The organism is Marinobacter sp. UBA2688 (assembly GCF_002352785.1).
Taxonomy (GTDB): Bacteria; Pseudomonadota; Gammaproteobacteria; order Pseudomonadales; family Oleiphilaceae; genus Marinobacter; species Marinobacter salarius.
The window spans coordinates 58,087-76,726 of sequence record NZ_DELU01000023.1; the positions used below are offsets into that span (position 1 = coordinate 58,087).

Here is an 18,640-nt window from a genome sequence, read left to right on the forward strand (position 1 = left end):
GCCGGCAAACCACCATAACAACACCAGGAAGGATGATAACAATGAAAAGCCTGAAGCAATCAGCGTTAGTGTTAGCCATCGCGGGCCTGCCCCTGAGCGGGTATGCCGAACTCAAACCACTGCACGACGCCGACATGGGCCAGATTACCGGCCAGGCGGGCGTTACCATTGAACTCGAAACCCAGGTCACCATGGACGAGTTCACCTACACCGATGAAGGCACGCTGGGCATCAGCGACATCTTCATTGGCGGTGCGGATCGCATCGACATGTTCGAGGAATTCACCTCCGGGCGCGATGCCATTTTCGGCACCAGCAGTACGGATCTGATCGACAACATCAAAATTGAACTGGATGTCGCCGACGATGGCGATGCCATTATCAACGTATTCCCCATCACCGCACGGCCCGTGGACTTCGCCGTACGTACCGGCGCCTGGGAGCTGCGGGGCAACGGCGGCGAGAGCACGTTGTTGGCGGACAACTTCTCTGCGGAGGGTCTTATACTCCAGGCCCAGGCAACCGTGGATACCGACACGGACACCCTCAACCTGACCACCCGGTTCGCCATCGATGAGCTGGAACTGGATGTGCCCTTCATGGCCGTGGGGATTCGTGACATGCGGATTACCGGCGCAGGTTACGATCCGGACAACCCTTCACTTCTGCCACTGTTCACACTGGTGGATATGGACATCTACAAGGATGCCAATGCGGCGGGTACCGACAGCCTGGCGATCGACATCAACACCTTTGAAGCCGATATGTCCATCGGCCAGGTGCTGGTGGGAGGCACCTCCATTGGTTCGGTGGGATTGGATGATCTTGCTATCCGCAACACCTCTATGCGGGTGTACGGGCACTGACACCCGGCATCGCTCTCCGGGCGCAAGCCCGGGGAGCCCCCAATCTCCGACCGGTCGCTACAACGCGCCAAAGAGCACCACCATCACGACCGCCAGGAACAGCAGAAACCAGGTGGCGTAACGGTTGGCCCGATCCTCTCCATGGGCAGGCGCACTCTCCGGGGCATTTGCCGATTCGTATTCAGCGACCAGGGTACGAGCCAGGACGTAATCTTCATCCTCAACATGGACATTGGTAAATCCCGCGGCACCTATCTCGCCCATGGCCCCTTGCAGGTAATGACCGCCAACATGACACTCGATGCCTCTGGACTGCAGGAGGCCGGCGACGATATGGGCTTCGGCCAGATCTCGGGCGCGATACGCTATTTGCATTGGCAGGCTCCGGTCACTTCCAGGAATGTCTTAATTGAACCCTAGCCTGCTTCACGACATTCGTCGATTCTCGCGGGTTATTTTGGCAGTCGACCGGTCCTCTCCAGCCGTTCACCCACCCAGCGGTGATAAAGCTTTGCGAGTGCCGGGCGAATCACCGGTAAGCCAATCAGCCATGCCAGTGGCTTCAGCAACCACACCCGCAACATCAGCAAAATGTAGGCATCCAGTTCCCGATGAATGTTGCCCCGGCCATCTTCAACATGCAGTTCCTGAAGTGCTGCAACCGGGTCAATACCCAGCTGTTTCAACTCTTCGTCACGACCGGTGATATCAACCCACTCGACAGCGTCACCGGTTCGGCCCGCCAGCCGTTCATAAAATTTGCGATCCCTCACACAGCTTGGACAGGCGCCATCATAAAATACCCGAAGCCGATCTTCTGATGCGGTCATAGCCCTCTCCATTTGTTGCATCGCATTCACTTGATTACACGATAAAACAATGATTACTGTTATCAAAACAAACAGAAAATCGCCGCAAGGGACCAGGTGTAGCGACTATGACCATAGCCAGCCGTATCAACGCGCTTTACCAAACCGAGTCACGCCGGGTGCAGGCCACGCTCATTCGCCTGCTTGGCGACTTTGACCTGGCCGAGGAGTCCATGCAGGAGGCCTTCGCCGCTGCGGTGAAACAGTGGCCTGAACAGGGCATTCCTGACAATCCTGCGGCTTGGCTGATCAAAACCGGCCATCGACGCGGCATTGACCACATTCGCCGGCGACAGACCGCCCGGGACAACCTTTCCCGCGTCGCCGAGGACGAGCCCTACACCTCAGAGCCGGACACCGACCACATTGACGACGACCTGCTGCGGCTGATTTTCACCTGTTGCCACCCGAGCCTTGCCATCGAGGCCCAACTGGCGCTGACGTTGCGCGAGATATGCAGCCTTACTACCGAACAGGTCGCCAGCGCCCTGCTGCAGAAACCCACCACCACAGCGCAACGAATTGTCCGCGCCAAGCGCAAGATACGTGAAGCGAATATTCCCTACGAAGTTCCGGAACGAAAGGAGCTCCCTCAGCGCCTGCAGAGCGTCCTGAAGGTCGTCTACCTGATCTTCAACGAGGGTTATTCCTCCAGCGAAGGCAACACCGTCGTCAACATCAGCCTCGCTGGCGAGGCCATTCGCCTGGCCAAACTACTGGCCGAACTGTTGCCGGATGGGGAAGTCTTCGGCCTGTTGGCGCTGTTGCTCCTGCACGATTCACGGCGGCATGCGCGCCAGGACGCGAATGGCGAACTGATAACCCTGGAGGACCAGAACCGTACCCTCTGGGACCAGGAGCAGATTCGCTCCGGACTGGCCTGGCTCGCCCGAGCCCTGGAACTGACACCAGCGGCACCCTATACCCTTCAGGCTTCCATCGCCGCCGCCCACGCCAAGGCCGCCACCGCTTCGGATACCGACTGGGCCCGTATCGCCAGGCTATATCAGGCTCTCTATCAACGTCAGCCATCCCCGGTCATTGCCCTGAACCACGCCGTGGCGGTGGCCATGCGAGACACACCGGAGGAAGGCCTGAAGCTGCTCGACCAGTTGGCCGGCCACAAAGCCATCCAGAGTTACTACCTCTATCACGCCGCACGCGCCGATCTCTTTCGCCGTTCGGGCGACCTCGCAGGCGCCCGCACTGCTTATCAGAGAGCATTGACCCTCACGCAACAGGGGCCGGAACAACGCTACCTGAGCCGACGGCTGACGGCTCTCGACAGCGCGTGATAAAAAATTTTCCCGGGCTGTCGATTCAGCCACCTTCCGTACGACATACAGATAACCACACGCAAAAAGGGAGATTCACATGAAGTACGTGGCTCTGGTGTACTACCAGGAAAGCATCATCAACAACATGACGGAACAGGAGTGGCACGACCTCAACCAGGAGTGTATTGCCGGCGTGGAGAAGCTCACCAGTCAGGGCAAGTTTGTAACCGGCCAACCTCTGCAGCCCATCGACACGGCTACAACGGTGAGAGTCAGGGACGACGAGGTGCTGATCTCAGACGGCCCGTTTGCCGAAACCAAGGAACAACTGGCGGGTTTCTACCTGCTGGATGCCAACGACCTGAACGAGGCTCTGCAACTCGCGAGCCGTATCCCCCCTGCGCGCTTTGGCAGCATTGAAGTCAGGCCCGCGCGCGAACTTCCTCCCAAGGACTGATACCAGGAGATTCAACATGACGTATGTCGACGGATTTGTAGCAGCGGTCCCCACCGCCAACAAAGAGCAATACATCAAACACGCCAGCGATGCGGCCGTGGTGTTCAAGGATCACGGCGCCCTCAAACTGGTGGAATGCTGGGGTGACGATGTGCCCGACGGCGAGGTCACATCGTTCCCCATGGCGGTGAAGTGCAAGCCCGATGAGACGGTGGTGTTTTCCTGGATACTCTGGCCCTCACGCGAGGCCCGGAACAGGGGCATGCCAAAAGTGATGGAAGACCCCCGTATCCAGGCGGATGTAAATCCCATGCCCTTCGATGGGAAACGCCTCATTTATGGCGGATTTGAAACGGTTGTGGACGAGTAGTCTACCCCAGCCGTTTCAACGCGTTCTCGATGGGCGACACCACCAAGCCAGGTTCGACAGCAGCTTAAAACCTGAAGTAAACTTGAGGTCAACAAATCCAGCGATTGGAGTTGGCTATGGTGAGCATAGAAAACGGAGAAATTAAAACCGCTCTGAGCGTCGGCGAGATTGCTGAGCGCAGTGGAGTCGCAGTCTCAGCCATACACTTCTATGAGAAGAAAGGACTGATCGACAGCTGGCGCAATGCCGGAAACCAGCGACGTTTCCATCGGGGCGTGTTGCGTCGAATCGCCGTTATCAAAGTAGCGCAACGGCTTGGCATTCCGTTGTCGGAGATCGGCGAAACCCTGGCAACCCTGCCAACCGACCGCACCGTGACATCCCACGACTGGCAGCGGCTCTCCGAGCAATGGAAGTCCGATCTGAATCACCGCATAGAGTTACTGGTCGGACTTCGGGATCAACTCACAAGCTGCATCGGCTGCGGCTGCCTGTCCATTGACGCCTGCCGGCTACGCAACCCCTGGGACGAGCTTGGCGATGAAGGCCCTGGCGCGAGATTGCTCGATAGCGACGCTCCCGAGAAATAGACGTTATCAAGGCTGCTTTCCGCTCTCTGTTACAGGTTTTTCCGATTCATGTCCCACACAGCACTCCTCCTTGAGAAACCCGGTCAGTGCTTCCAGTAGTTCGAAATTTGGCAAGCAGGTAATAACACGGCTGTGCTTCACCTGCTTGATAAGACCCGCGTTGGCCATGCGCGACAGATGGTGAGAAAGAGTTGACCCGGGAATTCCAAGCTGGCGCTGCACATCGCCGACGGACGCGCCGTCGTGGCCCGCTTTTACCAGATACCTGAAGATCGACAGCCTGTGAGTATTTCCAAGCTCTGCGAGACACATAGCCGCTTCTTCATTTGTCATAGCCATCATCCTTAATTCGATAATTCTAGAAATTTACTTGACAGCAAAGCCAAGCGCAATTTAGATTTATATTTCCATATATCTAGAAATATAGAGGTTGCCATGTCACAGGAAATGCAAGACACCCTGGGGATGTTCGCTTTTCTCGCCCTGGAACTATCAGCCCTGTTCCTACTGATCAGCTATCTCGTTGGCGTGCTGCAACGTTATGTGCCGCAAGAGAAGATCGCAGCCGCGCTCAGCGCCCGGCGCGGCAAAAGCTATTTGTATGCCGCTCTACTGGGAGCGATCACCCCCTTCTGCAGCTGCTCCACAATTCCCTTGCTGAAAGGGCTTATCCGTGCCCGTGCCGGGTTTGGGCCGATGATGGTTTTCCTCTTCGCGTCTCCCTTATTGAATCCGGTCGTCGTGGTGCTGCTGGCCGTCACGTTTGGCCTGAAGCTAACCGGTATTTTCGTTACCTTCGGCCTGCTGGTCTCCGTTATTGCCGGATGGGTACTGCAACGCCTGGGATTCGAGCGGTATCTGCTCAACGTCGATACCGTTAAGGGTGGCTGCTCAGCGGCATCCGGCAACGCCGGGTCCACGAATACGGAACCCTTCTGCTCCGGCGGCAGCTCCGGGGCAAGCAGTTCCATTACATACAGCAGCCAGGGGTACGCTATTCCCGTCGTGTCCTACTACGAATCACTTCTCGGGGATATCCGTGCCGGGAAATTCAACGGTTTATGGAACGAAACCTGGTCGGATTTCAGAAAGGTGCTGCCATACCTGATAGTGGGTATCACGGTCGGAAGTGTTATCTACGGTTTTGTTCCAGCAGACCTGCTCGCTGCGTATGCAGGCGACGACAACCCCTTTGCCATACCGATTGCAGCGGTTATTGGCGCGCCCCTCTACATCCGTGCCGAGGCGGTCATCCCATTGGCAGCGGCCCTATTGGGTAAAGGTGTCAGCGCTGGCGCGGTGATGGCTTTGATCATTGGCAGTGCAGGCGCCAGCCTGACAGAACTGATCCTGTTGAAGTCTCTGTTCCGCTGGCCGCTCGTGGCTGTCTTCCTGGCGGTGGTAATAGGCATGGCAATCAGTGCCGGCTATGCAACCTTTTTGCTGTACTGAACACGCCCGATACTTACAACGGGACCTTCCCCCGCAAGGCCTTGGTTTTCCCCTTGCGGGTCTTTTTGTCCACGCGCCGTCGCTGTGATCCCTTGGTGGGGCGCGTGGGTCGGCGGGCTTTCTGCTGCTTTACCGCGTCCTGAATCAAGGCTTTCAGGCGTTCAAGGGCGTCTTCCTTGTTCAGCTCCAGGGTGCGAAATTTCTGCGCCTTGATGACAATCACACCTTCCTTGCTAATGCGCTGATCGGACAGTCGCATCAACCGTTCTTTATAGAACGGTGGCAAACTGGAGTTGAGGACGTCGAAGCGCAGGTGAACGGCGGAGGCTACCTTGTTGACGTTTTGGCCACCGGCGCCCTGGGCCCGGATCTGGGTAAGCTCGATCTCCCAGTCCCCCAGTTCCACCGCATTGGAAATTTTCAGCATGACAGGCCCGTTTTCTCGATAGATTCACGCAGGCTGGCATCCAGCTCGTCAACGTCCAGGCTTTGCTCGCTAATAACTTCGAGACGGGACAGTTCTCGTGGTTCGCACTCAGATACCGACAGCGCGCCGTCCGCCATATTGATCGTCCGCCAGCCATCACTGGTTTGAGCCACAGCCTTGAACCGGACAAAACGGCTATCGAGCGATAATGCCAGCAGAGCGGTTTCTGAAAAGACCGTGTCTGGATGGACACGCCAGCCCACGCTGAAATGCCCCTGCCCACGGTTGCTGACCCGCTGCCACGGTTCGTCCTGGATATCGGGAACCGGCGAGGCTTCCGAAGAGGCATGGTGATGATGCGCGTGGGGCGTACTGACCTCGGAGAGCGCGGTCTCCCCGTCGAGCCAGGCGGATTCCAACCGGCCTTGCCGGGTGTGGAAAACAGCCGTCTTTTCCGGCTGCAGCTCGGCCACCCAATGATCAAACCGGTCAACCTGCTCCGGTGTGCAAAGGTCAGTTTTATTGGCGATCACAATATCAGCTGCCGCAACCTGATCCTGAAACTGTACGTTTTCCAGAACCTTTTGCTCCTCAAGCCTTCTCGGGTCGACCAGGCAAAGCACGGGGCCCAGTTGAAGCACATCCTGATAATGCCCTCCCGTCAGGGTTTCAATAATCTGGGAGGGATGCCCAAGGCCCGTGGGTTCAATCAGCAACCGGTCTGGGCGGGCTTTATGAATCAACTGGTTGAGTCCGATTTGCATCGGTAACCCGGCCACGCAACACATGCAGCCTCCTGGCACTTCCCGCACGAAAGCACCTTCGGTTTCCAGCAAGGCGCCATCAATGCCCACTTCGCCAAACTCATTCACCAGAACCGCCCACACCTCCCCTTCCGGCTTTTTTTTCAGCAGGTCCAGTATGGCGGTGGTCTTTCCCACGCCCAGAAAGCCGAGCACCAGATTGGTGGGTATTGGTGAAGTCATAGATCGCCCGTGTCGTTCATTGAAAAGGTCGGCAGAACATAGTGTTATAACATAACACTGTAGTATTCCCCTAATACCCGCTGCGATTCGCCCGCTGATACTGTATTCAGGCTACCACCAACAAGCACAAGGAGACGGGTATGAACGGTAAAAAAATACTGATGATCACAGGTGATTTCACCGAGGACTACGAAACCATGGTGCCCTTTCAGGCACTTCAGGCCGTTGGCCACACGGTGCATGCGGTCTGCCCTGACAAAAAGTCAGGAGACACCGTGGCCACGGCCATCCACGACTTCGAAGGCGACCAGACCTACACCGAAAAGCCGGGCCATCGTTTCGCCCTGAACGCCGATTTCGCCGGACTCAACCCCGCGGATTATGACGCGCTTGTCGTACCCGGTGGTCGCGCCCCGGAATACCTACGCCTGAACGATGACGTCAAGAAACTGGTCCGCCACTTCTTTGAAACCGAAAAACCGGTGGCTGCCATTTGTCACGGCGCACAACTGCTGGCCGCGGCCGGTGTGCTCGAAGGCCGCGAATGCTCTGCCTACCCGGCGTGCCAACCGGAAGTGGAGCTGGCGGGAGGCCGCTTCGCCGCCATCGACGTTGACGCCGCGGTCACCGATGGTAATCTGGTGACAGCACCGGCATGGCCAGCGCATCCGCAGTGGCTGGCACAGTTTTTCAAACTGCTGGACAAGTGACGGAAACGGGGCTGCCAATGCAGCCCCGGATTCACGAGGACCACACCATGTGTAAACTCTTCGTCCACGCGGATTCCGAACTCTGGATCAGCCGCACCCATTCCCTGCGCATCGACGGCATGGTCACCAGTATTCGCATGGAGAACGCGTTCTGGAACGCACTCACAGAAATCGCCGCCCGGGACGGCATGAACCTGCCCCAGATGATCACCAGACTTTATCACGAATCCATCGATGCCGGGCATGACCTGGGCAACTTCACCTCCTTTCTGCGGGTCTGTGCCATGCGATACGTCGCCCTGCAACTCAGCGGCGATATTCCCCGCGACACCCAGATACCCATCGCCTCCCTGGATGCCGACAAGATCCTCGCCAGGAACATGGACCAGAAGCCCCCCAGCGAAGCCACGCACTAAATCCGCGAATATGAGGGGTCTTTTACCAATTTCAGGTAAGATGCCCCCATACACGCCGGTCGACATCCGATGACCCGCCAGGCCCAACCAGCCGACCGAAAGGATCTATGAAGATACCCAAACGATTGCAGCCCCTTGTCGATGACGGCATGGTGGACGAAGTGCTCTACCAGTTGATGAGCGGCAAGGAGGCCCAGGTGTTCGTAGTGCGCTGCGGTGACAGTGTTCGCTGCGCCAAGGTGTACAAGGAGGCTCAGAAACGTAGCTTCAAACAGGCCGTTCAATACCAGGAAGGCCGTAAGGTTCGTAACAGCCGTCGCGCCCGCGCCATGGGCAAGAAAACCCGCTACGGGCAAAAGGAACAGGAAGACGCCTGGCTGAACGCCGAGGTGGACGCCCTTTATCGTTTGGCAGGCGCTGGCGTGCGAGTACCGGAACCGTTTGGGTTCGTGGATGGCGTGCTGCTGATGGAGATGATTGCCGACGAAGACGGCAAAGCAGCGCCACGGCTGGACGATGTCACACTCACGCCGGAGCAGGCCCGGGATTTTCACAGCAAAGTCATTGCTGACGTGGTGCGCATGCTCAGCGCCGGCCTGATCCATGGCGACCTGTCAGAGTTCAATGTACTGGTCGATGCCACTGGCCCGGTCATCATCGACCTGCCGCAGGCGGTTAATGCTTCTGGCAACAACAGCGCGGAAAGAATGCTGGAACGGGACGTGGACAACATGCGCCGTTATTTTGGCCGCTTCGCCCCTGAACTGTTGAACACGGATTATGGCAAGGAAATCTGGGCGCTCTATGAGTCCGGCGACCTGCACCCCGACAGCCGGCTGACCGGGTGTTTCGAGCACGACACGGAAAGCGCGGATGTGGACGAGCTGATGGCGGTTATTGATGCCGCGAAAGAGGAAGAGCGCGAACGTCTGGAACGGCTGAGGGATGCCGAGGCCGGCGACGACTAACCGGCCTTCCCCACAAACCGGGCTGCCATACGGTCTGACAACATCAGGTGGGCCAGCGCCGGGTACGGCAGGTAATGACTAAGCAGGAACAGTACTCCCGAGGAATCCAGCCCGGCAGACAGGCCCACATAGGCACCCCAGGCCACGAACAGTGCGCCGAGAAAGCCGCCATAGGCCCACAGCACGCGCCCGCGCTCTTCACTGGTCGGCGCCCGTTTCAATACCCGGGCCACCGACCAGCCGATGTAGGCCGCAATCAATGCTGCAATCACCACGGAAACCACCACTCCTGTCAGCCCGAACAGGAAGCGCGCCAGATAGTTGGTGAGAAAAAACAGAACAACGGCGCTGACGGCGACAATGGTTACCCGCGAACGCTTCAGATCTTCCATACACAGAATCCCGGTCGGTTACATCACAAGGTCTGCACTGTTTTAACATTCCGGGCGCGCAGAAGCGACTTTGCTTCCTGAATCTGTTGTGTGCTTTCTGCATGAATGGCCAATACGTAATGGCCCTTGCGCAATGCGGACTGTGCCTTCATCAGATAGGGTGTATGGTCCGGGCGGATTGTTATGCCCCCTGCGAGCAATAGCCCGAGCATCAAACCAAGCGCGGTGAGCGCAGACGCTGAAACCACCGTATTCTGCGAAATAAAGCCAATGCCAAGGGCATTCAGTATCACATAGACGACAAAACCCGACACGGCACCGCCGACACTCAGGCCCACATGGGAACGCACAAGCGTCTGCCAGATACCCTGGTCTTCAGGTTCAAGTTCTTTTCCCTGGCGCCGGTCCGCGGGGCTCAGCACGGATACCTGATCATTGGTCAGGCTGGTCTCGTTGCACAATGCTTTTGCCGTTCCATTGGCATCTGACTCTGTCTCGAAAACAGCAGCCACTTTGTGGCTTTCGTGCTCACCGGTCAAACTCATTGAGGGTTTCATGACAATACCTCCTGAGTCTTTCAGCGAATGGATGGGGCGTTTGCTGTGGAGCATCGCCCCTCTATCCACAAACATACAACACACATACCTGTATTTCGAATGACCATCCAGCAATAAGGCCCTCGGAGGGCCCGCTCTACCAGGCCAGCCAGATCACGTGGCGTGCGCCCTTGCCCGGTCGCAAAGCCCTGACCGTAACCGGCTCTACGGAGAAGCCCGCGCGGCGCAGCCTTTCGGTGAATGCATGCTCCGGGCCGGCGGACCAATAGGCCAGTACGCCGTCGGGGCTAAGGGACTTCTGGGCAGCTGCAATACCGTCCGGGGAGTAAATCCAGTTATTCTCCTTGCGGGTGAGCCCTTCCGGGCCGTTGTCCACATCCAGCAGGATGGCATCCCAGTTGCCATCGCCTTCTCTCAGCAACTCCGCCACATCGCCCACATGAACACTGGCACGAGCATCGTTCAGTGGATACCCGGCGGCAGCGCCCAGCGGCCCCCGGTTCCAGTCCTCGACCTCGGGCACCAGCTCCGCCACGGTTACCCTGGCATCCTCTGCAAGGGCCGACAACGCCGCAGCCAGCGTGAACCCCATGCCCAGCCCACCAATCAATACCCGGGGCCCAGCCACGCCACCGATACGCTCGCAGGCGAGCGTGGCCAGCGCGTCCTCCGAGCCATGCAGGCGGCTGTTCATCAGCTCACCGGTGGTACCGGCAATCTTGATAGAGAACTCATCATTGCGTTGCAGCAGTCGCAACCGGGTCCCGTTACCGGGAATCGTCGCTGTACCGATTTCCTGGAATCGGCCCATCTATTTTTTAACCCACTGGCCATCCTTCAGGATGTACTGCCCCGATGGTGTTCTTTCCAGTGCTTTCTGGCCAGCCACCGTTTCCACCTGGGTGACAGGAATATCGTGTTTCTCCGCAATGCGGGCGTATTCATCCCGACGTGCCTGGTTGATGGTGTCGACAATTCCCTGGGCGTTTCCGCTTGCCTTGACCACGTCCAGATAACCCGTTGGGGTTTCTCCTACCAGCCCTTGCTGTTTGGCGGTATCCAGCTGGTTTTTGGCCTCTTGCAGCCCCATGGCCGCGGCAGGTAGTGCCAGGCAAAGCACGAGGAAAAACGCACCGAGTTTGGAAAACCGTTTCATGAGTGACTCCCTGGATTCAGAATTGACCATCAGAACAACCCCTTCTCGCCGAAGAGTTCATCCACCTCTTCATCCACCTTCACGTAGATTTCATGCTGGATCTTGACGTTCAGGTTCACGGTGATGGGCTCCTTGGGCGCCTCCATTCTGACCGTAGGCGTGCAGGCTGCCATACCCAGGGTCAGTGCCAGCAGCACCAGCGTGTAACCACCTTTTCCGGACAAACCGCCCGGCCCAAATGCGACCATATTCCTTACTCCTGATTGTTTCCCGCCCCGGTGGATTGACGTTGCGCGTCCCGCTCCCGTATCAGGTTGCGCACTTTTTCTGTCACGGCTTCATTGACCCGGCCACTCAGTTGCAGGCTGGTCAGCAACGCTGGAATGTCCTCTTCCAGATTGATATTCAGGACAATGGGATGACCATCTCGTACTTCAGGGCTGCTGCCTTCCAACCGCAATCCCAGCATAAGGGTACCATCCTGAGCGTAGTCTATCGTGCTGTTGAGAACCGAGTAGTGAAAGTTTTCCATGGCCTGGACCACCAGTGCCATCGCCTGGTTACCCTGGGCCATCCCCTTCAATCGATCGGCTGGCAGTTTCAGCGTGCCGCCAGGGGCCACCGCCTGGACATGCCCGGCATCAATGCTCACACCCTCCGGACCAACCCGGACCGGAATGGCGCCCTGAAGCAAACCACTGCCCGCCAACCCCTCGGCGGGGTATACCTGCATCAGTTTCGCCAGCTCAATGCCGCTGAGTTCAAGGGAAATCCGCAGCGGCATGTCGGCAAGTTGCCATTCTCCGGGTGTGACCCGAACCTCGCCACCCAGAAGCTCGGAAGAGGCCTGGTCCAGAACCAGGGTACCGTTGGCGATCTGATCCCGGGGTGAGCGATAGAGGCCGGCGACCCGCACATCGCGCAAGGCGATGCCCGGATTGAGGGCATCCAATACCAGGTCGGAGGTCCGGACATTTACGTGGTCATTGTCCAGGTTCAGATTCACCCTGCCGTCGAGACCGGTCCAGGCCGTCCGGTCGTACAATCCATCAAGATTATCGAAAACAAGATCTCCCTGAACGCGGAAGCCCTGGGATGGGAAGCGCGCACTCAGGGCCGTCTCGACGCGGCCGTCACTCACCTCGAGCGCCGCTGGCCACGCGGTGAACGTATCCGCCAGCGCGCGACCGCCACTTGCTCCGGCAGCGTTCATGCTCACCTCAAGCGCCGGTACGCCTTCGAACGGATAGTTCATGTCCATGTCAGCATCGACGCCAGCGTCCGACGACAGCCTGCCGTCGATCTTCAATTCGCCGAGGGTGCCGTCCAGCTGCCCATCGAATCGCCAGGGCTGGGGAAGCAACTGGGGGTGGTGAATGGTGGCGACGGTCGCCTCAAACGGCCCCTCGACCGCAAGACGCTCCAATGCCATGGGAGCAAGCTGATACTCCCCGACCAGAGTCACACCGGCCAGGTTGACCCCCAGGTCATCCAACCGGGAATCCTTGCCGGGCGCGGCAATATCGTCGAACTCGACGCGGCTTTGTTCACCGAGGGTCAGTGTTGCAGACCGCTCGCTGGCTGTACCGCTGACCGTCAGGTTTATCCGGCCCTCACCTATGGTCCAGCCAGCAAGGCCCCGTTCAGCCAGACGCCCTTCGATCTTCATGGCGTTGGTGGTGAGTAGCCGTTCACCGGGTTCCAGGGGCCTTGAGATTGTCAGATCGCCCTCGGCATGGACACCTTGCGGCAGAGTCAGTGCCAGTTGTTCGATCACAATAGCCTCGGGCATGGGGCCATACCAGTGCCAGCGCCAGGCCAGCGACAGTTGCTTCCCCACCAGGTGATAGCGCTGCCCTTCCCGGCTCTGGGTCGCAGACAATCGGTGCAGTCGCAGGCCCGCCAGCGAGACGTCACCCCATCGCCATTCAAGGTTGCTGATGCCGTTTGCCTTCCGCCAGGTTTCCCACGCCACAAGGGTGTACAGGCCACCCGCCATCGACAACATGACAATCAGGCTCAGAAGCAGTAGCAGGCATCGGCGTAATGTCATGAAAGCAGCCATCAATGGGTTAGTGTCCGCGCCAGTTCACCGTGTACAGGTCGTGGCGGCGATCCTTGAGGTTCTTCACGGTGCCGCTGTTGCGGGCGGTAAGCAGTGTTTCCGGCCGTAGATCGGCAAAGGCGACGGTCTCCACGTTCGGCGTGGTATCCGCGGCGATGCCATCACGGGCGAACGGAAAATCACAGGGTGTCAGGATGCAACTCTGGCCGTACTGCAACTCCATGTTGGGCACTTTGGGCAGGTTGCCGACATTGCCAGACATGACCACGAACAGCTGGTTCTCCACCGCACGGGCCTGACAACAGTACCGTACCCTCAGATAACTCTGGCGCTCATCGGTACAGAAAGGCACGAACAGAATCTGGATGCCCTGGTCCACCAGATGACGCGTCAGCTCGGGAAACTCCGCGTCGTAGCAAACCAGGACACCAATGGGGCCGCAATCGGTTTCAATGGCAGTGACACGGCTGCCACCGGTGATATTCCACCAATAGGCTTCGTTCGGCGTGGGGTGAATCTTGGGCTGAGAGAACACCTGTCCGTCTCTCAGGAAGACATAGGCAACATTGCGAACCCGGCCGTCCTCTTCCTTGACCGGCGTGGAGCCACCGATAATGTTGATGTTGTGCCTCAGGGCCAGATCGCGCATCAGGTTGCGGAAAGGTTCGGCGTATTCCGTCACCGCTTCGATGGCTTCCGCCGGGGTCCCTTCACGGCTTTCAATGGACAGCAATTGCAGCGTGAACAACTCCGGGAACACCACGAAATCACCTTTGTAGGTGGACACCACATCCACAAAGTACCGGACGATGTCGCTGAATTCTTCAAACGATGCCACCCGGCGCTGCTGGTACTGGACCGTGCCGATCCGAACGGTGTCGGGCATTCGCCGGCCGTATCGCTTGCGCTTGCCGTTGTCGCCGTTGCGGGCCACCTTGGGATTCCGCCAGGTCAGGTGGATACCGTAACCCAGGGAAGCGTGGTCAGCATCCAGGTAGTGCGGAATAATGCCGTGGATTTCAAAGCCGTTGTGTAACTGGAACGACAGCACCGGGTCCCGCTGCTTTTTCGATTTCACCGCCTCCACGTACTCTTCCACCGATTCAAACTTCTTCAGGCGTTTGGCCAGTGTCGGTAACCTGCCCGCGAACACAACGCCCTGCAGCTCCAGCGCCTGGCAGAGCGTTTTACGTTCGTTGTACAGGCGCTCACCAATGCGGTAGCCACGGCAGTCGGGGTCTACACACACCTCCATGCCGTACAGCCACTCCCCTTCCGGGTCGTGGCGCGAGGCATAACCATTACCGGTAATTTCTGTCCAGTCATGGGGCGCCAATGCAACGTCTTCACCAATACGAAACGTGGCGCAATACCCCACCACGCGGTCACCCAGCATGGCGACAAACTGGCCCTCAGGAAAGGTGTTGATCTGCCCTGTCAGGGGGCCAGCGGTGTAGCCATACATCCCTGTGCCCGCGTACACCCGGCGGCTCAGGGCGATGATTCCCGGTATATCGCCAAGGGTGGCGTTTCTTACGTACAGGCGCTGTGTCTTGTCTGAAAAGGGAGGACTCATGGAAACCTCGGAAGCTGGAAGCCTAAAGGCATAGTTCGCGAAATGTCCTCGAGCCGTCAAGTGGCCTCTGCAGAAAACAAATCGAAGCAAACTTTAACCTGACAAACCGGCGCCAGGCCTTTTAGAGTAGGCCCATGTAAAACGATTAGAGGCTTTCCCATGAATCGGCGCCCAGTGCTTCCGATGCTCGCAATCCTGATGGCCGTCGGCCTCGCAGGCTGCGCCAGTAACCAGAACCTGCCTCCAACGAATGGCACCACCTGGCAGCCCCCTCACAACGCCACACCCGAGGATGCGGCGACAGCAGATCGGTTATGGCAGGTATTCGAGCGTTACGAAGGCACGCCTTATCGCTACGGTGGCACCTCAGCCAATGGCTTCGATTGCTCTGGCTTCATCGCCACTGCCTTCGATGAAGCCCTCGGCCGTCAGTTACCCCGTACAACCTCACAGATGCTGGCATCCGGTGACGTGGTCGGGCGTGACCAGCTGCGTGCTGGCGACCTGGTGTTTTTCCGTATCAAAGGCAAGGACCAGCATGCTGGCATCTACATGGGTGGTGACAGCTTCATTCATTCCTCGACCTCCATCGGCGTTACCCGCTCGTCCCTCAACGGATACTACTGGCGGGATCGTTTCAGCCAGGCTAGACGGTTTGACTAGCCCGCCAATAGCAACACCACGCCCAGCAGATAGAGAACCATGATAACCACGCTTTCTGTACCGATCTGACCGATACCGTGGCGCTCACGGCGGATTAATCCCATCATCAGCACGCCGGACATCAATAGGGTGAGCGCCGCCCAGAATACCGAATCCTCCGGCATGGCATGGTAGATCGACCCGTCCCGGTAGGCGATGTCGGAGGCTGCAGTAAACAGCGTGTCGAACGCGTTGCCGCCAATAATACCGCTTACAGCCAAGGTCAGAGCGCCTCGGCGAACTGCGGCTATGGACGTCACCAACTCGGGGATTGACGTACTGATCGCCGTCAACATCACGCCAACAATGGTCTGGCTCAGGTTAGCCCTGTCTGCAATCACCGTTGCCGCCGGCTCCAGCATCCAGCCTGCAATTCCGAGCACCAGCATCAGCGCCAGGAACTCTATCCAAAGCCGCAGCAGCGGCGGCATGGCTGTAACGTCGTCAGGCTCGTCTTGCCGCGTGTCCCTGGTTATTGAAGGCCGCCACATGGGCGATTCCGATGCGTCCCGCACCAGGTATATTCCGTAGATGTAGGCGCCCAGAAGAACCGGCGTGACCGGATGAACGCCGAAGAACGTCACGTCCGGCAGGTGGGGCGCGAACAGGATCAACGCCAGAAGGCAAATCAGCAAGCCGTTCTGCATCATGTTCGGCACAGACGCAGCCGCATGCTCAAGATTGGCGCGACGATAAACCATATCCGCCACCGCAAGGAAAAACGTCTGGACAGCAATGCCACCCAAAGCGTTGCTCACGGCCAGTTCCGCGTTGCCGTGCCACGCTGCAGTCACCGACAGCACCGACCCACCCAGGGATGTCGACGCCCCCAGAAGCACCGCGCCCGCAGCGGCCTCTCCTATTCCAGTGCGGTCAGCGAGTTGGTCCACAACCCGTGTGATACGCGTGCCGGCCAGCGCGATAATGGCGGCACACACGAAAAACACGAGACTACCCTGAAGAAGGGTCCAGCTTCCGGGAGACGACAGCTCCACGTTAAAAATCTCCTTGGAAAAGAGAGAATGGCACCTATCTGCGCGAGCGAGGCGGAAACCACCACCAGGTAGCGACGACCACAAGCCCGAATACCGTATAGGCGGCAATGAATACCCAGGCAGGCGCATCGTAATAGAGAATCTGCTGCAGCCAATGCTCGATAAAGCTGCCGGTATAGCCATCAATACCGGCCTTTGACCGCAGCCATATTTCCAGTGTGGTCAACGGGCAGACAATGCCAAGCCAGGCCTCTGCAACCACGATGGCAATCGCACCCAGGTGAGCCAGCCGGAACCACAAGTTGTTCACCCAGCGCCAACCCAGGCCGTTGCCCGCCAGCACCAGAACCAACCCGAACAGAACGAAGGCCACCACCAGCAGATGAATGGTCAGGACGGTATCGGCGAGAATCTGATAAACGTTGCCCATGTCGACTGTCTACTCTATCAAATTGCCAGGTCCCCATGATCCCGCCAGACAACATCGGTTGGCAAACGTGGACTCGCGCACGGAATGCACGATAATATCTGTAGCAAATACCTACAATCTTCTGTGGTTATGTCGGCGCCCCAAGCGCGCCCGCGATAAACGGAATTACAAACGCTATGGACCCAGCACCCGGAAATCATCTCCAAGCCGTCAAAATAGAACTTAACCGCCTTGAGACCTACCGGCGGCGCACCTATCTTGGCGTTCTGGCCCTGACCGTGGCTATCATGATGCTCAGTTGGGCCTTCCGGGAACAGGGCGACCCGTTCATTACCATCGCCTACCCTGTTTTTTCTGTCATTCTCACCATTCTTGGCTTCGCATTCTGGCGCCGATCCTTGCAGCTCAGAACCATGGAAATCACCCTCGTTGCCGTGGTCGGTACGATGATACTCAGCCGCCTCGCATGGCATTTTGCGGTTGGCGACCCGCTCGGCGAACACCTTCTTTTGCTCACGGGCGGGCACTACTGGGCAGTGGGTATCATGATCGTTGGCGGTTTTATTGCGCTTGGTTTTCGGGGCGGCATGGTGACAGGTGTCGCAACCTTGCTGTTTTCGGGCGCGCTGACCACTCAGGAAGTCTCTCAATGCTTCCTGGCAGCAGGCGATCACTGTCAAAACTGGGTATACCTGCTGCGCATCCATCTGTTCCTCACCGTTCTGTTGGTGCTTACCAGCGCCGGAACGCTGCTGCGTGAACGCTCCTGGAGTGCCTTTGCGCGAGCTGAAACCCTGCACCATTGGGCGAACACAGATCCGCTATGCGGCCTGGCAAACCGCCGGGGTGCTGACCGTTTCCTGTCTGCCGAAGCCGCCCAGGCAGACCGATACCAGCGCCCTCTGACCATCATTCTGATTGATATTGACGAATTCAAGAGCATCAACGATGACTACGGCCACGAAGTTGGTGATGCGGTGATTCGCGAATTTGCCGCTATCCTTTCCAAAACCGTTCGTGAAGTGGACCTCGCCGCACGCTGGGGCGGAGACGAATTCCTCGTCGCCACACCGGGCGTGGACCTTCGAAGCGCCCGCCACGCCGCACAACGCTGCCGCCGCGCCATTGAAAGGGCACCCATCGCGGGTGTCTCCGTGACTGCCACCGTCGGTATTGCCGAGTACCTGCCTGGACAGGGCATAGAGGATGCCATCAGCCGGGCCGACGCCATGCTATACCGCGCCAAGGCCGCTGGCCGAAACCGGGTGATTACGGAGGCCTGCGAACTGGCCTGAACGCTACGCGAGCATCCCTGCCGTTTTTGGACGACTTGGTGTCGTATTGGATTTACCACCCATGACCAATCCGGGCCACATTGA

25 protein-coding genes are annotated in these 18,640 nt (G+C 58.2%); 11 read left to right on the plus strand and 14 right to left on the minus strand.

The window, feature by feature from the left end; translation table 11 throughout:
- The first annotated feature begins 41 nt into the window (after nucleotides 1-41).
- On the plus strand, nucleotides 42-866 hold the full coding sequence (locus B3M52_RS11750; protein ID WP_007151916.1) for a DUF6160 family protein: 825 nt from the start codon (nucleotides 42-44) through the stop codon (nucleotides 864-866).
- Between the two features lie 57 nt (nucleotides 867-923).
- Here B3M52_RS11750 and B3M52_RS11755 read toward each other — a convergent pair whose 3' ends face one another.
- On the minus strand, nucleotides 924-1,241 hold the full coding sequence (locus tag B3M52_RS11755) for a DUF2007 domain-containing protein (protein ID WP_075195867.1): 318 nt from the start codon (nucleotides 1,239-1,241) through the stop codon (nucleotides 924-926).
- A 77-nt stretch (nucleotides 1,242-1,318) separates the two neighbouring features.
- The gene (locus B3M52_RS11760; protein WP_075195868.1) at nucleotides 1,319-1,696 is read right to left on the minus strand and encodes a thiol-disulfide oxidoreductase DCC family protein; all 378 of its coding nucleotides are present in this window, start codon (nucleotides 1,694-1,696) and stop codon (nucleotides 1,319-1,321) included.
- Nucleotides 1,697-1,803: 107 nt separating this feature from the next.
- On the opposite strand from B3M52_RS11760, the gene B3M52_RS11765 reads away from it, so the two are divergent.
- The 4 genes from B3M52_RS11765 to soxR all read left to right on the plus strand — a co-directional run bounded on the left by B3M52_RS11765 (nucleotide 1,804) and on the right by soxR (nucleotide 4,429).
- Entirely contained in the window at nucleotides 1,804-3,030 is a 1,227-nt protein-coding gene (locus B3M52_RS11765; protein WP_075195869.1) for an RNA polymerase sigma factor, read from the plus strand.
- Nucleotides 3,031-3,109: 79 nt separating this feature from the next.
- Entirely contained in the window at nucleotides 3,110-3,469 is a 360-nt protein-coding gene (locus B3M52_RS11770; protein ID WP_007151921.1) for a YciI family protein, read from the plus strand.
- A 16-nt stretch (nucleotides 3,470-3,485) separates the two neighbouring features.
- Entirely contained in the window at nucleotides 3,486-3,839 is a 354-nt protein-coding gene (locus tag B3M52_RS11775) for a DUF1428 domain-containing protein (protein ID WP_036204482.1), read from the plus strand.
- Between the two features lie 116 nt (nucleotides 3,840-3,955).
- Nucleotides 3,956-4,429 (plus strand): redox-sensitive transcriptional activator SoxR, encoded by a 474-nt coding sequence (soxR, locus tag B3M52_RS11780; RefSeq protein ID WP_075195870.1) that lies wholly within the window; start codon nucleotides 3,956-3,958, stop codon nucleotides 4,427-4,429.
- A gap of 6 nt (nucleotides 4,430-4,435) precedes the next feature.
- On the opposite strand, the gene B3M52_RS11785 is transcribed toward soxR, so the two are convergent.
- Nucleotides 4,436-4,762: an ArsR/SmtB family transcription factor gene (locus B3M52_RS11785; protein ID WP_075195871.1), complete on the minus strand. Its 327-nt coding sequence runs from the start codon at nucleotides 4,760-4,762 to the stop codon at nucleotides 4,436-4,438.
- 102 nt (nucleotides 4,763-4,864) lie between these two features.
- Here B3M52_RS11785 and B3M52_RS11790 point away from each other — a divergent pair, with 102 nt between their 5' ends.
- Nucleotides 4,865-5,881: a permease gene (locus tag B3M52_RS11790; RefSeq protein ID WP_075195872.1), complete on the plus strand. Its 1,017-nt coding sequence runs from the start codon at nucleotides 4,865-4,867 to the stop codon at nucleotides 5,879-5,881.
- A gap of 13 nt (nucleotides 5,882-5,894) precedes the next feature.
- On the opposite strand, the gene arfB is transcribed toward B3M52_RS11790, so the two are convergent.
- Both arfB and B3M52_RS11800 read right to left on the minus strand, forming a co-directional pair.
- A complete protein-coding gene (arfB, locus tag B3M52_RS11795) occupies nucleotides 5,895-6,308 on the minus strand; it encodes an alternative ribosome rescue aminoacyl-tRNA hydrolase ArfB (protein ID WP_075195873.1) in 414 nt (137 codons plus the stop codon).
- The gene (locus B3M52_RS11800) at nucleotides 6,302-7,294 is read right to left on the minus strand and encodes a CobW family GTP-binding protein (protein ID WP_075195874.1); all 993 of its coding nucleotides are present in this window, start codon (nucleotides 7,292-7,294) and stop codon (nucleotides 6,302-6,304) included. The genes arfB and B3M52_RS11800 overlap by 7 nt, the downstream gene beginning before the upstream one ends.
- Nucleotides 7,295-7,434: 140 nt before the next feature.
- Here B3M52_RS11800 and B3M52_RS11805 point away from each other — a divergent pair, with 140 nt between their 5' ends.
- The 3 genes from B3M52_RS11805 to B3M52_RS11815 all read left to right on the plus strand — a co-directional run bounded on the left by B3M52_RS11805 (nucleotide 7,435) and on the right by B3M52_RS11815 (nucleotide 9,388).
- Nucleotides 7,435-8,004 (plus strand): DJ-1/PfpI family protein, encoded by a 570-nt coding sequence (locus B3M52_RS11805; RefSeq protein WP_041335849.1) that lies wholly within the window; start codon nucleotides 7,435-7,437, stop codon nucleotides 8,002-8,004.
- Nucleotides 8,005-8,051: 47 nt separating this feature from the next.
- On the plus strand, nucleotides 8,052-8,420 hold the full coding sequence (locus B3M52_RS11810) for a ribbon-helix-helix domain-containing protein (RefSeq protein ID WP_036205757.1): 369 nt from the start codon (nucleotides 8,052-8,054) through the stop codon (nucleotides 8,418-8,420).
- Nucleotides 8,421-8,527: 107 nt separating this feature from the next.
- Nucleotides 8,528-9,388, plus strand: coding sequence for a PA4780 family RIO1-like protein kinase (locus B3M52_RS11815; RefSeq protein ID WP_075195875.1), 861 nt, complete (start codon nucleotides 8,528-8,530; stop codon nucleotides 9,386-9,388).
- Here B3M52_RS11815 and B3M52_RS11820 read toward each other — a convergent pair.
- The 7 genes from B3M52_RS11820 to B3M52_RS11850 form a co-directional block, all read right to left on the minus strand.
- Nucleotides 9,385-9,780 carry a hypothetical protein gene (locus tag B3M52_RS11820; RefSeq protein ID WP_075195876.1) on the minus strand — a complete coding sequence of 132 codons (396 nt, stop codon included), beginning with the start codon at nucleotides 9,778-9,780 and terminating at the stop codon, nucleotides 9,385-9,387. The two genes, B3M52_RS11815 and B3M52_RS11820, sit on opposite strands and share 4 nt — an antisense overlap.
- Before the next feature lie 23 nt (nucleotides 9,781-9,803).
- A complete protein-coding gene (locus B3M52_RS11825; protein ID WP_041335843.1) occupies nucleotides 9,804-10,337 on the minus strand; it encodes a hypothetical protein in 534 nt (177 codons plus the stop codon).
- Between the two features lie 136 nt (nucleotides 10,338-10,473).
- Nucleotides 10,474-11,148: a hypothetical protein gene (locus B3M52_RS11830; RefSeq protein WP_075195877.1), complete on the minus strand. Its 675-nt coding sequence runs from the start codon at nucleotides 11,146-11,148 to the stop codon at nucleotides 10,474-10,476.
- A complete protein-coding gene (locus B3M52_RS11835; RefSeq protein ID WP_075196018.1) occupies nucleotides 11,149-11,493 on the minus strand; it encodes a YdbL family protein in 345 nt (114 codons plus the stop codon). It abuts the gene before it with no gap.
- Between the two features lie 29 nt (nucleotides 11,494-11,522).
- Nucleotides 11,523-11,741 (minus strand): YnbE family lipoprotein, encoded by a 219-nt coding sequence (locus tag B3M52_RS11840; RefSeq protein ID WP_075195878.1) that lies wholly within the window; start codon nucleotides 11,739-11,741, stop codon nucleotides 11,523-11,525.
- Nucleotides 11,742-11,746: 5 nt separating this feature from the next.
- Nucleotides 11,747-13,546, minus strand: a complete 1,800-nt coding sequence (locus B3M52_RS11845) for a YdbH domain-containing protein (protein WP_178380788.1) — start codon at nucleotides 13,544-13,546, stop codon at nucleotides 11,747-11,749.
- A gap of 19 nt (nucleotides 13,547-13,565) precedes the next feature.
- Nucleotides 13,566-15,134 carry a bifunctional GNAT family N-acetyltransferase/carbon-nitrogen hydrolase family protein gene (locus B3M52_RS11850; protein ID WP_036204463.1) on the minus strand — a complete coding sequence of 523 codons (1,569 nt, stop codon included), beginning with the start codon at nucleotides 15,132-15,134 and terminating at the stop codon, nucleotides 13,566-13,568.
- 159 nt (nucleotides 15,135-15,293) lie between these two features.
- Here B3M52_RS11850 and B3M52_RS11855 point away from each other — a divergent pair, with 159 nt between their 5' ends.
- The gene (locus tag B3M52_RS11855) at nucleotides 15,294-15,797 is read left to right on the plus strand and encodes a C40 family peptidase (RefSeq protein WP_036204461.1); all 504 of its coding nucleotides are present in this window, start codon (nucleotides 15,294-15,296) and stop codon (nucleotides 15,795-15,797) included.
- Here the strand turns inward: B3M52_RS11855 and B3M52_RS11860 are convergent.
- Nucleotides 15,794-16,831, minus strand: coding sequence for a sodium:calcium antiporter (locus B3M52_RS11860; protein ID WP_036204460.1), 1,038 nt, complete (start codon nucleotides 16,829-16,831; stop codon nucleotides 15,794-15,796). The two genes, B3M52_RS11855 and B3M52_RS11860, sit on opposite strands and share 4 nt — an antisense overlap.
- Nucleotides 16,832-16,865: 34 nt before the next feature.
- The gene (locus B3M52_RS11865) at nucleotides 16,866-17,261 is read right to left on the minus strand and encodes a DUF2784 domain-containing protein (RefSeq protein ID WP_036204458.1); all 396 of its coding nucleotides are present in this window, start codon (nucleotides 17,259-17,261) and stop codon (nucleotides 16,866-16,868) included.
- Nucleotides 17,262-17,437: 176 nt separating this feature from the next.
- Between B3M52_RS11865 and B3M52_RS11870 the strand changes: the two genes are divergently transcribed.
- Nucleotides 17,438-18,556: a GGDEF domain-containing protein gene (locus tag B3M52_RS11870; protein WP_051946617.1), complete on the plus strand. Its 1,119-nt coding sequence runs from the start codon at nucleotides 17,438-17,440 to the stop codon at nucleotides 18,554-18,556.
- Nucleotides 18,557-18,640: the final 84 nt, after the last annotated feature.

Excerpts from the sequence above, each read along its gene's own strand:
- B3M52_RS11765 (WP_075195869.1), top strand. The coding sequence starts at position 1,804 with ATGACCATAGCCAGCCGTATCAACGCGCTTTACCAAACCGAGTCACGC.
- soxR (WP_075195870.1), top strand. The coding sequence starts at position 3,956 with ATGGTGAGCATAGAAAACGGAGAAATTAAAACCGCTCTGAGCGTCGGC.
- B3M52_RS11845 (WP_178380788.1), bottom strand. The coding sequence starts at position 13,546 with ATGACATTACGCCGATGCCTGCTACTGCTTCTGAGCCTGATTGTCATG.
- B3M52_RS11820 (WP_075195876.1), bottom strand. The coding sequence starts at position 9,780 with ATGGAAGATCTGAAGCGTTCGCGGGTAACCATTGTCGCCGTCAGCGCC.
- B3M52_RS11835 (WP_075196018.1), bottom strand. The coding sequence starts at position 11,493 with ATGAAACGGTTTTCCAAACTCGGTGCGTTTTTCCTCGTGCTTTGCCTG.
- B3M52_RS11850 (WP_036204463.1), bottom strand. The coding sequence starts at position 15,134 with ATGAGTCCTCCCTTTTCAGACAAGACACAGCGCCTGTACGTAAGAAAC.
- B3M52_RS11775 (WP_036204482.1), top strand. The coding sequence starts at position 3,486 with ATGACGTATGTCGACGGATTTGTAGCAGCGGTCCCCACCGCCAACAAA.
- B3M52_RS11770 (WP_007151921.1), top strand. The coding sequence starts at position 3,110 with ATGAAGTACGTGGCTCTGGTGTACTACCAGGAAAGCATCATCAACAAC.
- B3M52_RS11825 (WP_041335843.1), bottom strand. The coding sequence starts at position 10,337 with ATGAAACCCTCAATGAGTTTGACCGGTGAGCACGAAAGCCACAAAGTG.
- arfB (WP_075195873.1), bottom strand. The coding sequence starts at position 6,308 with ATGCTGAAAATTTCCAATGCGGTGGAACTGGGGGACTGGGAGATCGAG.
- B3M52_RS11755 (WP_075195867.1), bottom strand. The coding sequence starts at position 1,241 with ATGCAAATAGCGTATCGCGCCCGAGATCTGGCCGAAGCCCATATCGTC.
- B3M52_RS11830 (WP_075195877.1), bottom strand. The coding sequence starts at position 11,148 with ATGGGCCGATTCCAGGAAATCGGTACAGCGACGATTCCCGGTAACGGG.
- B3M52_RS11785 (WP_075195871.1), bottom strand. The coding sequence starts at position 4,762 with ATGACAAATGAAGAAGCGGCTATGTGTCTCGCAGAGCTTGGAAATACT.
- B3M52_RS11870 (WP_051946617.1), top strand. The coding sequence starts at position 17,438 with ATGGACCCAGCACCCGGAAATCATCTCCAAGCCGTCAAAATAGAACTT.
- B3M52_RS11855 (WP_036204461.1), top strand. The coding sequence starts at position 15,294 with ATGAATCGGCGCCCAGTGCTTCCGATGCTCGCAATCCTGATGGCCGTC.
- B3M52_RS11815 (WP_075195875.1), top strand. The coding sequence starts at position 8,528 with ATGAAGATACCCAAACGATTGCAGCCCCTTGTCGATGACGGCATGGTG.
- B3M52_RS11840 (WP_075195878.1), bottom strand. The coding sequence starts at position 11,741 with ATGGTCGCATTTGGGCCGGGCGGTTTGTCCGGAAAAGGTGGTTACACG.
- B3M52_RS11810 (WP_036205757.1), top strand. The coding sequence starts at position 8,052 with ATGTGTAAACTCTTCGTCCACGCGGATTCCGAACTCTGGATCAGCCGC.
- B3M52_RS11750 (WP_007151916.1), top strand. The coding sequence starts at position 42 with ATGAAAAGCCTGAAGCAATCAGCGTTAGTGTTAGCCATCGCGGGCCTG.
- B3M52_RS11865 (WP_036204458.1), bottom strand. The coding sequence starts at position 17,261 with ATGGGCAACGTTTATCAGATTCTCGCCGATACCGTCCTGACCATTCAT.
- B3M52_RS11800 (WP_075195874.1), bottom strand. The coding sequence starts at position 7,294 with ATGACTTCACCAATACCCACCAATCTGGTGCTCGGCTTTCTGGGCGTG.
- B3M52_RS11790 (WP_075195872.1), top strand. The coding sequence starts at position 4,865 with ATGTCACAGGAAATGCAAGACACCCTGGGGATGTTCGCTTTTCTCGCC.
- B3M52_RS11760 (WP_075195868.1), bottom strand. The coding sequence starts at position 1,696 with ATGACCGCATCAGAAGATCGGCTTCGGGTATTTTATGATGGCGCCTGT.
- B3M52_RS11805 (WP_041335849.1), top strand. The coding sequence starts at position 7,435 with ATGAACGGTAAAAAAATACTGATGATCACAGGTGATTTCACCGAGGAC.